General features: G+C 43.9%; 14 protein-coding genes and 1 rRNA gene. All 15 read right to left on the bottom strand.

All coding sequences use genetic code 11. The annotated features are described in order from the left end of the window. A 16S ribosomal RNA gene (locus LWH95_RS18940) occupies nt 1-102 on the bottom strand; the annotation flags it as partial. Nucleotides 103-409: 307 nt separating this feature from the next. Then, entirely contained in the window at nt 410-1,909 is a 1,500-nt protein-coding gene (gene lysS / locus LWH95_RS18935; RefSeq protein ID WP_232920150.1) for a lysine--tRNA ligase, read from the bottom strand. A 91-nt stretch (nt 1,910-2,000) separates the two neighbouring features. After that, the gene (gene dusB / locus LWH95_RS18930; RefSeq protein WP_003242073.1) at nt 2,001-3,002 is read right to left on the bottom strand and encodes a tRNA dihydrouridine synthase DusB; all 1,002 of its coding nucleotides are present in this window, start codon (nt 3,000-3,002) and stop codon (nt 2,001-2,003) included. 12 nt (nt 3,003-3,014) lie between these two features. After that, the gene (locus tag LWH95_RS18925; RefSeq protein WP_232920149.1) at nt 3,015-3,233 is read right to left on the bottom strand and encodes a helix-turn-helix domain-containing protein; all 219 of its coding nucleotides are present in this window, start codon (nt 3,231-3,233) and stop codon (nt 3,015-3,017) included. Then, complete coding sequence (gene folK / locus LWH95_RS18920; protein ID WP_232920148.1) at nt 3,185-3,688, bottom strand: 2-amino-4-hydroxy-6-hydroxymethyldihydropteridine diphosphokinase; 504 nt, start codon at nt 3,686-3,688, stop codon at nt 3,185-3,187. The genes LWH95_RS18925 and folK overlap by 49 nt, the downstream gene beginning before the upstream one ends. Continuing rightward, on the bottom strand, nt 3,685-4,047 hold the full coding sequence (gene folB, locus LWH95_RS18915) for a dihydroneopterin aldolase (protein WP_003242079.1): 363 nt from the start codon (nt 4,045-4,047) through the stop codon (nt 3,685-3,687). The genes folK and folB overlap by 4 nt, the downstream gene beginning before the upstream one ends. Continuing rightward, nucleotides 4,040-4,897, bottom strand: a complete 858-nt coding sequence (gene folP / locus LWH95_RS18910; RefSeq protein ID WP_133489355.1) for a dihydropteroate synthase — start codon at nt 4,895-4,897, stop codon at nt 4,040-4,042. The genes folB and folP overlap by 8 nt, the downstream gene beginning before the upstream one ends. Further along, nucleotides 4,879-5,760 carry an aminodeoxychorismate lyase gene (gene pabC, locus LWH95_RS18905; RefSeq protein ID WP_133489386.1) on the bottom strand — a complete coding sequence of 294 codons (882 nt, stop codon included), beginning with the start codon at nt 5,758-5,760 and terminating at the stop codon, nt 4,879-4,881. The genes folP and pabC overlap by 19 nt, the downstream gene beginning before the upstream one ends. Continuing rightward, nucleotides 5,760-6,344, bottom strand: coding sequence for an aminodeoxychorismate/anthranilate synthase component II (pabA, locus tag LWH95_RS18900; RefSeq protein WP_100276434.1), 585 nt, complete (start codon nt 6,342-6,344; stop codon nt 5,760-5,762). Before pabA ends, pabC begins: the two co-directional genes overlap by 1 nt. A gap of 13 nt (nt 6,345-6,357) precedes the next feature. Next, nucleotides 6,358-7,770, bottom strand: coding sequence for an anthranilate synthase component I family protein (locus LWH95_RS18895; RefSeq protein ID WP_060397780.1), 1,413 nt, complete (start codon nt 7,768-7,770; stop codon nt 6,358-6,360). A gap of 163 nt (nt 7,771-7,933) precedes the next feature. Next, a complete protein-coding gene (gene cysK / locus LWH95_RS18890) occupies nt 7,934-8,860 on the bottom strand; it encodes a cysteine synthase A (protein WP_003242091.1) in 927 nt (308 codons plus the stop codon). A 75-nt stretch (nt 8,861-8,935) separates the two neighbouring features. Continuing rightward, nucleotides 8,936-9,829 (bottom strand): peptidyl-prolyl cis-trans isomerase, encoded by an 894-nt coding sequence (locus LWH95_RS18885; protein WP_060397779.1) that lies wholly within the window; start codon nt 9,827-9,829, stop codon nt 8,936-8,938. A 47-nt stretch (nt 9,830-9,876) separates the two neighbouring features. Beyond that, nucleotides 9,877-10,752 (bottom strand): redox-regulated molecular chaperone HslO, encoded by an 876-nt coding sequence (gene hslO / locus LWH95_RS18880; RefSeq protein WP_003242095.1) that lies wholly within the window; start codon nt 10,750-10,752, stop codon nt 9,877-9,879. Between the two features lie 11 nt (nt 10,753-10,763). Further along, nucleotides 10,764-11,540 carry a type III pantothenate kinase gene (locus tag LWH95_RS18875; RefSeq protein ID WP_232920147.1) on the bottom strand — a complete coding sequence of 259 codons (777 nt, stop codon included), beginning with the start codon at nt 11,538-11,540 and terminating at the stop codon, nt 10,764-10,766. A gap of 190 nt (nt 11,541-11,730) precedes the next feature. After that, nucleotides 11,731-13,644, bottom strand: a complete 1,914-nt coding sequence (gene ftsH / locus LWH95_RS18870; protein WP_003242099.1) for an ATP-dependent zinc metalloprotease FtsH — start codon at nt 13,642-13,644, stop codon at nt 11,731-11,733. Between the last annotated feature and the right edge of the window lie 3 nt (nt 13,645-13,647).

Below are 13,647 nucleotides of genomic sequence, written 5' to 3'. Positions count from 1 at the left end.
GCCGCTAACATCAGGGAGCAAGCTCCCATCTGTCCGCTCGACTTGCATGTATTAGGCACGCCGCCAGCGTTCGTCCTGAGCCAGGATCAAACTCTCCGATAAAGTAGTTTGACTGACTACGCACATCACTGTGCGATTTATTTAAAAATGAATTAACAGGTACGTTTTGTCTTGTTTAGTTTTCAAAGATCATTTTCGTTCACTTCGTTCAAGCGACTTTATTATTATAACTCGATGACTCAGTGAAGTCAATAAATTTTTTGAAGTTCTTTTTTTCGTTATCGCCTTGTTTAGCGGCAACGAATAATAATATACCACCTTGTAAATAATAGTGCAATAGTTTTTTTGAAGAAATACTTAGGAATTTAAAAAGAGCGGCATCCTAGAGAAAGGATGCCGCTCTTCTTTATTAGCGCTGTCTCATTTGCGGGAATAACAGCACATCGCGAATAGAAGGAGCATTCGTCAGCAGCATAACCAGACGGTCGATACCGATGCCTAAGCCTCCTGTTGGCGGCATACCGTATTCTAGAGCTTCAACAAAATCTTCATCCATTAGATGAGCTTCATCGTTACCAGCTTCACGCTCTTTTAATTGCGCTTCAAAGCGTTCTCTTTGATCAACAGGATCATTCAGCTCTGTAAACGCGTTTGCGTGTTCACGGCCAACGATAAACAGTTCAAAACGGTCTGTGAAGCGCGGATCCTCTGGGTTTTTCTTAGCTAGAGGAGAAATTTCTACAGGATGTCCGTAGATAAACGTTGGCTGAATAAGCGTTTCTTCAATTTTTTGTTCGAAGAACTCGTTGATGATATGGCCTACTGTCATTGAGTCTTTAATCTCTACTCCATGTTCTTTTGCATATTCACGCGCCTGCTCAACAGTAACCTCTTCCCAGAAATCAACACCAGTCGCTTCTTTAACTGCGTCAACCATATGGATTCTTTTCCACTCAGGTTTAAGATCGATTTTTTCATCGCCGTATTGGATCGTAGTCATTCCAAGCACTTCTTGGGCGATATGAGCGACAAGGTTTTCAGTTAAGCTCATGATATCTTTATAGTCTGCATACGCTTCATACAACTCAATCATCGTGAATTCAGGGTTATGGCGTGTAGAGACACCTTCATTACGGAAAACACGGCCGATTTCATATACTTTTTCTAAACCGCCGACGATCAGGCGTTTTAGGTGCAGTTCAATGGCAATACGCATATAGAGCGGAATATCTAACGCATTGTGATGGGTGATAAACGGACGTGCAGAAGCCCCCCCGGGAATGCTGTGCATTGTTGGTGTTTCTACTTCTAAGTATCCATGATCATCAAGGTATCTTCTCATAGCTTGAATGATCTTGCTGCGTGTAATGAACGTATGTTTGCTGTCTGGATTTACGATAAGATCCAGGTAGCGCTGACGGTAGCGCTGCTCAACGTCTTTTAAACCATGGTATTTGTCAGGTAGCGGACGTAGCGCTTTTGTCAGCAATTCAAAAGAAGTGGCTTTAACAGACAATTCGCCTACATTTGTTTTGAAGACTTTTCCGGTTACACCGATAAGATCACCGAGGTCAGAAGACTTGAAGATTTCATATTGGTCGTCACCGACACTGTCTTTTCTTACGTAGATTTGGATTTGGCCTTCTAAGTCCTGGAGATGCGCAAAGCCGGCTTTTCCTTTGCCGCGTTTTGTCATCATGCGGCCTGCGATTGTGACTTCAATTGCTTTTTCTTCTAACTCTTCTTTGGTTAGATCTTGATATGCCGAAATAACTTCCTGAGACTGATGAGTTCTTTCAAAACGTGCGCCGAACGGATCAATGCCGTTATCTCTCAGCTGATTCATTTTATCGCGTCTGACTTGCAGCTGGTCGTTCAATTCTTCATGGTTATGCTCTTCTTGACTCATTGTTATCACTCCATTACAGATATTGTTTCATGCAAAAAGCAGAAAAACTGCCAGCGCAAAACTGGCAGTGAGCAGCAAATAGAGGTTAGTATTATCCTACTTTTGCGTCTTGAAGCTCTTTTGCCTCAACTTCAACAGTAAATGCATCTAAAAGCTGTACAAGCTCTTCTCTTGTCTCGCAATGGTTGATTTCATTACGAACCTTTGCATTGCCTTTTACGCCTTTCAGATACCACGCAGCGTGTTTCCTCATTTCTCTTACCGCTACGTTTTCACCCTTTAAGTTAATCAGGCGGTCAAGATGCAGTTTGCATACCGCCATTTTTTCGCGTACTTGCGGCTCTTCTTTTAATTCGCCTGTTTCGAGGTATTGAACCGTACGGTAAATCATCCACGGATTGCCCAGTGCAGCGCGGCCGATCATGACACCGTCTACTCCTGTTTCCTCAAGCATGCGCTTAGCATCCTGCGGCGTCTTGACATCGCCGTTTCCGATAACCGGAATCGATACTGATTGTTTTACTTCTTTGATGATGTCCCAGTTTGCCGTTCCTTCGTACATCTGCACTCTTGTGCGGCCGTGAAGTGCAACTGCTTTTCCGCCCGCACGTTCTACAGCTTGTGCGTTTTTCACTGCAAAAATGTGGTCTTCGTCCCAGCCCATTCTCATTTTCACTGTAACTGGTTTATCAACGGCATCCACTACTGCAGAAACCATTTCATAGATCTTATCTGGATCGAGAAGCCATTTCGCTCCCGCGTCACATTTTGTAATCTTTGGTACAGGACATCCCATGTTAATATCAATAATGTCAGCAGTTGTGTTTTGATCTACAAACTTCGCCGCTTCCACAAGGGTTTCCTTTTTTCCACCGAAAATTTGAAGGCTAAGCGGTTTTTCACGTTCATCAATGTAAAGCATACCCATGGTTTTTGCATTGTTGTAAAGGATCGCTTTATCACTGACCATTTCAGCACATACCAATCCAGCTCCGAATTCCTTGACAGTCAATCTGAATGCTGAGTTGCAGACACCAGCCATTGGGGCAAGCACAACCCGGTTTTTCAATTGAATATCACCGATTTTAAACATTTTTTCCTCCTTTCATTTGTTATATTTTTCTGGCGGCGTTAATTCGTCCGCGCTTATATTTAAAACATCTGCTACACCTTGAATAATGGCAGCTGACGGCAATCGGTTTCCGCGTTCGATTTCACCGAGAATAGAAACTGATATACCTAATGCTTTTGCAAATCCTTCTTGAGTATAACCTTTCAGCTTTCTGAATGCACGAATTCGTCTACCCCAGATTTCTGCTTCCATACTCTTACACCTTCTTGGTCGGTTTCCGCACTTGTTGCCTCTTTTTCAACCTGCGGGCAAATCTCCGCAAGCGGCACAAGGACAAACAAACGCTCATACATTCTCGGATGCGGAACAATTAGTTGCTCTGTTTCAATATTTTCACGATTAAACAGCAAAATGTCAAGGTCTGCCGTCCGCGGTCCCCATCTCACTTCCCTTGTTCTGCCTAATTCATTTTCTATATGCTGCGTCAGTTCAAGGAGTTCAAAAGGATTCAGCGACGTCTTGATTTCAACAGCCATATTCAAAAATTCATTTTGGTCCTCGTATCCGACCGGGTCAGTTTCGTAAATGGACGACACTTTAGTGACTGTCACCGCATCATGCTGGTGCAGTAATGCCACTGCTTGCCTTAAATACGTTTCTCTATCTCCAATGTTAGATCCGAGTGCGATATAAGCTATGTTGTTCATGATTTTTTTCTCGTGATTTCGATTGCTACTGATTTATAGTGTCCGGGAATTGGCGGGTCAGGCTTAATCACTTTCACAGTACATTGCTGCACCGGCTGAAATTTCTTGAGCACAGTGTCGGCAATACGTTCCGCCAGCGTTTCCACCAATTTCACAGGCTCCCCTTCTACGATATCTTTACATACGTGATAGAGCTCAGCATAGTTAATCGTTTGCTCAAGGTCGTCTGTTTGTCCGGCTTTACTTAAATCCAACTCAGCGGTTAAATCAACTTTAAACCGCTGTCCAAGCTTATTTTCTTCTTTGAACACACCGTGGTATCCGTAAAACTCCATGCCTTCTACATAGACTTTATCCATGGTGCACCCCTCCCTTATTCAGCATCGCGTCCATCATTTTGGCCATTCTGGCAATTTGTTTTACGTCATGGACCCTGACAATGTCACAGCCTTTTTGAATGCCGAGACACACGGTCGCACCTGTGCCCTCAGCCCGCTCTTCAGGCGGAAGATCCAGAACACGTCCGATGAATCTTTTTCGGGAGGTTGCCAGAAGAACCGGATATCCCAGTCCGCTGAAAATCTCAAGTTTGTTCATCACTGCCAAATTATCGTGATAGGTTTTCGCGAACCCGATACCGGGGTCAAGGATAATGTTCTTCTCCTCTACTCCGGCCTCAACAGCGATTTTTACACTCTTCATTAAGTCCGACAGCATATCCGGCAATAAGTCATTGTAATTTCTCTCTGGACGGTTATGCATGAGAACAATTGGAACATTGTGTTCGGCTGCAACGGAAGCCATCTTAGGATCATGTTTCGCTCCCCAAATATCATTGATAATGGATGCGCCGGCTTTCACAGCTTCATCTGCTACAGAAGCCTTGTACGTATCTACAGAAATCGGGACGCCTAATTCTTTTGTGATCCGCTCAATTACCGGAATCACTCTGGACATCTCCTCATCCTCTGACACATACTCAGCGCCAGGCCTTGTCGATTCTCCTCCGATATCAATGATATGGGCGCCGTCATCGATCATCTCTTTCGCGTGCAGCAGCGCCTTGTCCAAGCTGTCATATTTTCCGCCGTCTGAGAAAGAGTCAGGCGTTACGTTTAAAATCCCCATCACCAATGTCTTCTCTTTATATGATAAAGCGCTGGGCTTGGTGTGGATTACTTGTGTTTGGTCTATCGTGTGCTGCGCCATTCTCTTCCTCCCTTTTCATGAATCATGTTCTTTATTTCTTTTTTGTATAGCGTTTGAAGAGCAGAGGCTGCTTCTCCGCTTTGGCCTGCATAGTTTACTGCTTCTATTTTAGTAAACGGGATGATCTCAAGAACCGAGTTCGTCATCCACGCTTCGTCAGCTGTCAAAAGAGCTTCGAGCTCGTATCGGCCCATTTTGAGTTCCAGTCCTATTTTCTTTGCATTTTCCATGACAAAACGTCTCGTGACACCGTCCAGAATGCCGGTGTCGAGCGATGGAGTATAGATGCAGCTGCCTTTTCTCCAGAAAACATTTGATATGATGCCCTCCGCAACAGCTCCATCCTCAGTTAAGAAAATCCCTTCGACACCCGGATCATTTCCGATTTCCCGTTTCGCATACATATTATTTAAATAATGATGAGATTTTAATCGGAACGGCCCCTCTGGTGTGTTTCTCGGTATCGATAATACCTTTCCTTCTTTTTGCAAAGGAAGACTTTCTGGTTTCAGCTGGTTCACAAAGCATAAAACAGTCGGCTTATCGTATGTCTGGGCGACAAAGCCTTTATCGCTGATTCCTGCTGATATGTCCAGCCTGATGCGCGCATTACCATCCTTTATATCATTCAGCCAAAGCAGCTTGTCCAGCATCTCGAGGATCTCATCCTTTGAAACAGTATATTCGATTTGCAGATCCTTAAGCGCACGTTCAAGCCTTTCTATATGCCAATCAAGCAAAAATGGGCAGCCTTCGTAGAGCCTGAAGGTTTCAAAAACACCGATCCCATATAAAAATCCATGGTCAAAAGGAGAAAGAACTGCATCTTTCTCCTCTATATACCGGCCGTTAACATATATCATCACGCAATAGCTTCCTTGCGGTATGTCTCAATGAAATTTCTGAGCATTTCTTTCCCAAAGGAGGTCATAATAGACTCTGGGTGAAATTGCACGCCCTCTATCGGGAGGTCATTGTGGCGAATGGCCATGATTTCTCCTTCTTTCGTTTGTGCTGTTACTGTAAAACAGCTTGGCAGCGTCTCAGGTTTTACGATCAGCGAGTGGTAACGAGTCGCGACAAGGGGATTTTTCAGTCCTTCGAAGATCGTCTTGCCGTCATGCTCGATATCAGAGGTTTTCCCGTGCATAAGCCGCTCTGCCCTAACGACGTCACCGCCAAACACTTGTGCGATGGACTGATGTCCGAGGCATACACCAAAAATGGGAATTTTGCCTGCGAAATGTTTAATTGCTTCAAGGCTGATCCCTGCCTCATCAGGACTGCATGGTCCAGGTGATATCATCAGAAAATCCGGAGAAAGCTGTTCGATTTCTTCGATCGTGATGTCGTCATTGCGTTTCACAATCAGTTCTTCCCCAAGCTCGCCCAAATACTGTACCAAGTTGTACGTGAATGAATCGTAGTTATCAATCATTAAAATCATTTCTCCGCTCACCTCATCTAATTTTTGTCTCTTCTTTGCTCAGCTCTAACGCCTTTTGCATCGCAAAAGCTTTTTTGAATGATTCTCTGTATTCGTGCTTTGGAACAGAATCAATCACAACTCCTGCGCCGGACTGCATAAATGCCTGCCCCCCGGTTGCATAAATGGTTCGAATAACGATATTAAACTGCAGATCGTGATTAAATCCAAACCACCCTATAGATCCAGTATAAAGCCCGCGGCGTGTCGGCTCAAGTTCTTCTATAATTTCCATTGTTCTTACTTTGGGAGCACCTGTAATGGTTCCTCCGGGAAATACAGCATGAATAATATCTACAGCATCATACCCATCCTGCAATTCACCTTGGACGTTAGACACAATGTGCATCACATGCGAGTATTTTTCAATTGCCATGAATTCGTTCACGCGTACAGACCCGTAACGTGATACTCTTCCCAGATCATTTCGCTCAAGGTCAACCAGCATGACATGTTCAGCGCGTTCTTTTTCATTGTGGATCAATTCGTTTGCGAGCGCCTCGTCTTCTTCATCAGTTTTCCCTCTGGAACGGGTGCCTGCAATCGGTCTCGTCTCTAATCGTTTGCCCTTTTTACTGACAAGAAGTTCAGGCGATCCGCAAATGATTTGGAAATCAGGTGTTTCTAAATAAGCCATATACGGAGAAGGATTTACTTCTCTCAGGGTTTTGTAAATTTGATATGGATGGGCAGACAGTGACTGTGACTGTCTTAATGATAGATTGACTTGAAACACATCGCCGCTGGCAATGTATTGTTTGATTTTCTCTACAGCTTGTGAGAATCCGTCCTCAGTAAATGGTGCCGCGAAGGAACCTTCTGTTTCATGCTTCATCTCTCTCGAAGGGACAGCAGGAAGCTCAGTCAGCCACATCCGCTCAAGCTCAGATAGCTTCACCTCCGCAGATTCCTGATCAGAACCATTAACATGAGTAATCAGCCACAGAGTCTCTTCTTGATGGTCATAAACTGCTATATCATCAAAAACAAGAAAATAAATATCCGGTGTTTCCAGATCATCTAATGAGAGCATTTTAAAGTTTTCAATGTAACGTGCGTAATCATAGCTGAGAAAACCGATTGCCCCGCCTTGAAAATCCGGAAGCTCATGATCTGTTTCTGTTTCCAGCGTTTTAAACCAGCTGTGGAAGGCACGTAATGGATCACCTTCTTGAAACAGCATCTCATCACCATGCTTAATAGTGGTGATTCCGTCTTTTCCTTTTACAGTCGCAATTGGATCAAGACCGGCTATAGTGTATCTGCCGCCTCTTGCACTTTCAAGCAGTACATGCTGTTTTTTGGATTGCGCAAGTTTCTCAAATTGTTGTAAGAATGAATCTTTTTGAAAAGGTACTTTTTTGCCTGCCGGTCTGCGTTGTGCCATTTATATCATTCCTCTATTTTCTTTTTTGCTTGTTTTTTATTGTAAAGCAATCTTGTTAGTGAAAAAAGTGAATTTCTCTTCCAAGAATAACATTCGTCGCAGACACGGCATATTTGATGCACGAATATAAAAAAACTCCCGGCGGACCGGGAGTTTTGCTTTTTTAATCGAATTGATACAGCGGCGTGCTCAGATAACGTTCGCCGTTACTTGGAATGATGGCCAAAACTTTTTTGCCTTTTCCGAGTTTTTTCGCTACTTGAAGAGCAGCATAAATTGCCGCACCTGATGAGATGCCTCCGAGAATTCCTTCTTCACGTGCAGCTCTGCGCGCATATTCAAATGCTTCTTCATTCTTCACAGGGAAGATTTCATCGTATACTTCAGTGTTTAAGATGTCCGGCACAAATCCAGCTCCGATTCCCTGAATTTTGTGGGGGCCTGGTTTTCCTCCTGCAAGCACTGGAGAGTCTGACGGTTCAACAGCGTATATTTTGATAGAAGGGTATGCTTCCTTCAGAACTTCGCCCGCTCCTGTAATCGTTCCGCCTGTTCCGATCCCGGCTACAAATGCATCAACCTGGTCATCACCGAATTGCTCAACGATTTCTTTACCCGTTGTTTGGCGGTGAATTTCCGGGTTAGAAGGGTTGTTAAACTGCTGAGGCACAAAGTATCCGTGCTTTTCAGCAAGCTCTTCCGCTTTCTTAATGGCGCCTTTCATGCCTTCCGCACCAGGAGTCAGCACAAGCTCAGCACCGTACGCGCGAAGAAGGTTGCGGCGCTCCATGCTCATTGTATCAGGCATAACCAAAATGGCTTTTAATCCTTTAGCAGCTGCAACCATCGCAAGCCCGATTCCAGTATTTCCGCTTGTCGGTTCAATGATTGTATCACCGGCTTTTAATTTTCCTTCTTTTTCAGCGGCTTCAATCATGGCTAAACCGATACGGTCTTTTACACTGCTTCCAGGGTTCATGTATTCAAGCTTTAGATATACATCCGCACTGTTTTCATCTGCAAGGCGATTTAATTTAACGATTGGCGTATTCCCAATTAATTCAGTAATGGAGTTTGCTACACGTACCATTCTCGACACCTCAATTTCCGACTATTTGTATTGGTATTATGTATATAATCTATCAATTTCAAAATTTTTTGTCAATCACTTAGTACTTTTTTCCCCATAAAACCAAGATACATCGGCTTCTTTCCAAAGCGTTTTGACTGTAGCTTTATCGCCTAACTGATCCATTGCGATTTGCCGTCTGATCTGATCCTTTACTTCAGCATATGAGAATGTCCTTGCCTTTAGCTTTTCTTTCAGCTGAATCACGGCATATCCGTTACTGACCTTTATCGGTTCTTCAGACCATTCATCCTCATTGAGTGTTTTTGCTTCTTCAATGTATGCTGACGGAATGTTGTCTGATGCTTCTGTGACAAAACCTAAATCTCCACCATATGGCGATGTATATCTGTCTGTAGACCTTTCCGCTGCGACAGCTTCAAAGCTTGAGCCGCCTTCAAGTTCTTTCAAGACTTCTCTCGCTTCTTCTTCATCTTTTACAACAATGTGCCGAATTCGATACGAATCATCAAACTGATACAGTTCTTTATTTTTATTATAGAATGATTTCATTTCACTGTTTGAGATATCAATATCCCTTGTTAACAACTCTTCAAGGAGGATATTATAACGAATTTGGTCTTTCCACTCCTTCTCAGTTGTATGTTCGTCTTCGTAAAAAGAATTGTTGACCGCTTTAATCAGCAAAAACTCACGATCAATTTCGCTTTTAGACACTTTGAGATCGTTCTTTTTGGCGAGCTGCTCAACGACTCGGACATTGATCATATCTTCAAGTGTCGACTTTCCATATTGATCTTCCATTTCTTTCAGCCATTCTTCTCTTGTCACGCTTTTGCCTCCGATCGTCGCAATAGACTCACCGGACGGCGATGCGCCTGCCTGGGATTTCGTCAGCGTATATGCAACAGCAATACAGCAAACCAACAGCGCCCCTAAAATAACGGTCCAGATTGTTCTTGATTTCAAACCTGCTTTCAGCCCCTTTTCTCAAATTAAAAAACCCGCTAAAGAGCTTAGCGGGTAGTTTGGTCACGAAGCCCTTCCAGCTCTTCTTTTGTAAATAAGTACTTTTCATTACAAAAATGGCATACTGCTTCGGCTTGTCCATCTTCTTCTATCATATCTTGAATTTCTTTTTTGCCTAGTCCTAAAATGGCTGTTTCGAAACGTTCTTTTGAACAAGGACAATGGAACCTAACAGGCATCGTTTCCAAAATCTCTGGCTTCTCGCCTAGAACTTCTTCTAGAATTTCTTCTGGTGTAAGCCCTTTTTGGATGAGCTTAGAAATCGGCTCTACTTGAGATAGACGCTGTTCAATTTTTGTGATCGTTTCATCATCTGTTCCCGGCATAAGCTGAATAATAAAGCCTCCTGCCGCAAGAATGGTATTGTCAGGATTCACGAGCACACCTACGCCCACCGATGAAGGAACCTGCTCCGAAGACACAAGATAGTAGGTGAAATCATCGCCCAATTCTCCTGAAACAATTTCTACTTGTCCTGTGAAGAACTCGCGCAACCCTAAATCTTTTACGACACTTAACGTTCCGCTTGTACCAACGGCACGTCTGACATCAAGCTTGCCTTGTTCATTTAAATCAAAATGAACTTGCGGGTTAGAGACGTATGCTCTGACTTCCCCTTTTGCATTGGCATCAGCCACAATTGCTCCTATCGGACCTCCGCCTTCGATTTTCACTGTCAGCTTATCATCGCCCTTCAGCATAGCGCCGAGCATAAGCGAAGCTGTCATTGTGCGGCCCAGTGCAGCGGATGCTGTCGGCCACGTACCATGGCGTCTTTGTCCCTCACTTACCATATCAGTTGTTCTCGCTGCATAAGCGCGAACTTTTCCGTCATACGCAAGTGCTTTTACTAAATAATCCATTACAAAACCTCCTATACACTTCCTACGCGGTTTCGTTCATAAATCAATTCCAGCCCTTTTAGGGTTAAGAATGGATCAACGATGTCTATACAATCTGATTCGTTTGCAATGAGCGGCGCAAGGCCTCCTGTCGCAATGACCTTTGGTTCCTGTTTCGCCTGCCATTTCATTCGCTTGACGATTCCTTCCACTTGACCGACATAGCCAAATAAAATTCCAGATTGCATCGCGCTTACAGTGTTTTTTCCGATAATATTGTCAGGCCGGGTGATTTCAATACGCGGAAGCTTTGCCGCACGCGAGTAAAGCGCCTCTGTCGAAATCGTAATCCCAGGAGCAATCGCTCCGCCCATGTATTGTTTGTTTTCATCAATATAGCAGTATGTTGTGGCAGTTCCGAAATCGACAACAATTAACGGATTGCCGTATAAGTGTATCGCAGCGACAGCATTTACGATTCTGTCCGCTCCCACTTCTTTCGGATTGTCATATTTTATATTTAAACCGGTTTTCATACCCGGACCGACAATTTGCGGTTCGATATGAAAGTATTTTGTGCACATTCTTTCTAATGCAAACATAATTGGCGGCACTACTGATGAAATAATAATGCCATTTATCTGTTCAAACATGAGCCCAGAGTGCTCGAACAAAGAGCGTAAAATCATCCCAAACTCATCTTCTGTTTTATGCCTGCTTGTTTCTATACGCCAGTGATATTCTAATTTTCCCTCATGATATACACCAAGTACAGTATTGGTGTTCCCCACATCAATAACCAGTAACAACCTCTATCACCACTTTTGAATAGTTTCTCTATATTACTTTTACAAACATTCTACAATACCATACACGATCAGCGGCTCATTTGTAAACAAATCGATACCAGAATTGGATGATCGCAAAAGCGGCTGCTGAGGCATGATTTACACAAAAAAACTGCCAGCGTCAGCCGGCAGTTTTTAGATAGAAAGCGAATTACTCTTTTGTATCGTCTTTCTTTTCTTCCGTTTTTGTCAGAATGTTTACTTTCACATCATCGTTCTTTTCATCATCAGAGAAATTACGTTCAGGCAATGTTCCGTGATCAACAAGGTGTTTGATTTGTTCAGCGTCAAGTGTTTCAACTTTCAGAAGCGTTTGAGCAATCAATTCAAGCTTGTCACGATTTTCAGTCAGGATTTGTTTCGCACGCTCATAACATTCTTTGATGATGCGCTGAATTTCCTGATCAATCTCGTAAGCGATTTGATCACTATAGTTTTGTTCATTGTTGAAATCACGGCCTAAGAATACCTGACCACCCTGAGACTGTCCAAATTGCAACGGTCCCAGTTTTTCTGACATACCGAATTCTGTAACCATTCGTCTTGCAATATTCGTCGCACGCTGGAAGTCATTGTGCGCTCCTGTGCTGACTTCACCGAAGATAATTTCTTCAGCGACACGTCCGCCCAAGAGACCGACAATTTTATCAAGCAGCTCCGGCTTTGTTTGGAAGTAACGGTCTTCTCTTGGAAGCATAACTGCATAACCGCCAGCCTGGCCCCGAGGAACAATCGTTACTTTATGAACCATATCAGCCTCATCTAAAACGAGTCCGATAACGGTGTGTCCGCCTTCGTGATAAGCCACGATATTGCGTTCTTTCTTGGAGATGACGCGGCTCTTCTTAGCAGGTCCGGCAATGACACGGTCCGTCGCTTCGTCAATATCACGCGCATCGATTTTTTTCTTGTTTTGACGAGCCGCCACAAGAGCAGCTTCATTCAATAGATTTTCTAAGTCCGCGCCTGAGAAGCCTGGTGTTCTCATGGCAATTGATTTCAGGTTAACCGTTTCATCCAGCGGTTTGTTTCTCGCATGGACTTTCAATACAGCTTCACGGCCAATGACATCTGGGCGGTCCACTGTGATTTGACGGTCAAAACGTCCCGGACGAAGTAAGGCTGGGTCCAAGATGTCCGCACGGTTCGTCGCAGCAATGATGATGATTCCTTCATTGGCGCTGAATCCGTCCATTTCAACAAGCAATTGGTTAAGCGTCTGTTCACGTTCATCGTGTCCGCCGCCGAGACCCGCTCCACGCTGGCGTCCGACTGCGTCAATTTCGTCAATGAAGATCAAACAAGGCGCATTCTTTTTCGCATTTTCAAACAAGTCACGTACACGGGAAGCACCGACACCTACAAACATCTCAACGAAATCAGATCCGCTGATGCTGAAGAAAGGAACGCCAGCTTCACCTGCACAAGCTTTTGCCAGCAATGTTTTACCGGTACCCGGAGGTCCGACTAAAAGCACGCCTTTAGGTATTCTTGCGCCAAGCTCGGCAAACTTGCGGGGATCTTTCAGAAACTCAACAACTTCAACGAGTTCTTGCTTTTCTTCGTCAGCCCCTGCAACGTCTTTAAATTTGACGCGTTTCTTTTCCTCTGTATACAGCTTCGCCTTGCTCTTACCAAAGTTCATGACACGGCTGCCGCCGCCTTGAGCCTGATTGAGCAGGAAGAAAAACAGAATAAAGATAATGACAAAAGGGATGATGGTCGTCAGGAACGTCACCCATCCGCTTGTTTCTTGAGCGGGCTCAACCTTTACGTCTGTCTTTTTCAAAGCATTAAATATCTGGTCTGCTCCCTTTCCTTCAGGAACATGAGTCAAAAAGTATTGATCTTTGTCGTAATTTTTCAGCTGTCCTTTTACCTCATAAACACCTCTGACAGGCTGAACCGATACGCTATCAACTTTCCCGTCATCCAGGTTTTTGATAAACGTACTGTACGACATATTTTCTGTTTTCGGATTTGAGGTCTGGAAGTAGCTCACAACCCCGATTACTACTAATAAAATAAGTAAATAAAAAATGGTATTACGGAAGACCCGATTCATTCC

The organism is Bacillus sp. G16 (genome assembly GCF_021282335.1).
In the GTDB taxonomy this organism is placed as follows: Bacteria; Bacillota; Bacilli; order Bacillales; family Bacillaceae; genus Bacillus; species Bacillus inaquosorum.
The sequence above is the reverse complement of the archived record's forward strand: the minus strand, read 5'-3'. Positions and strand labels throughout refer to the sequence as shown.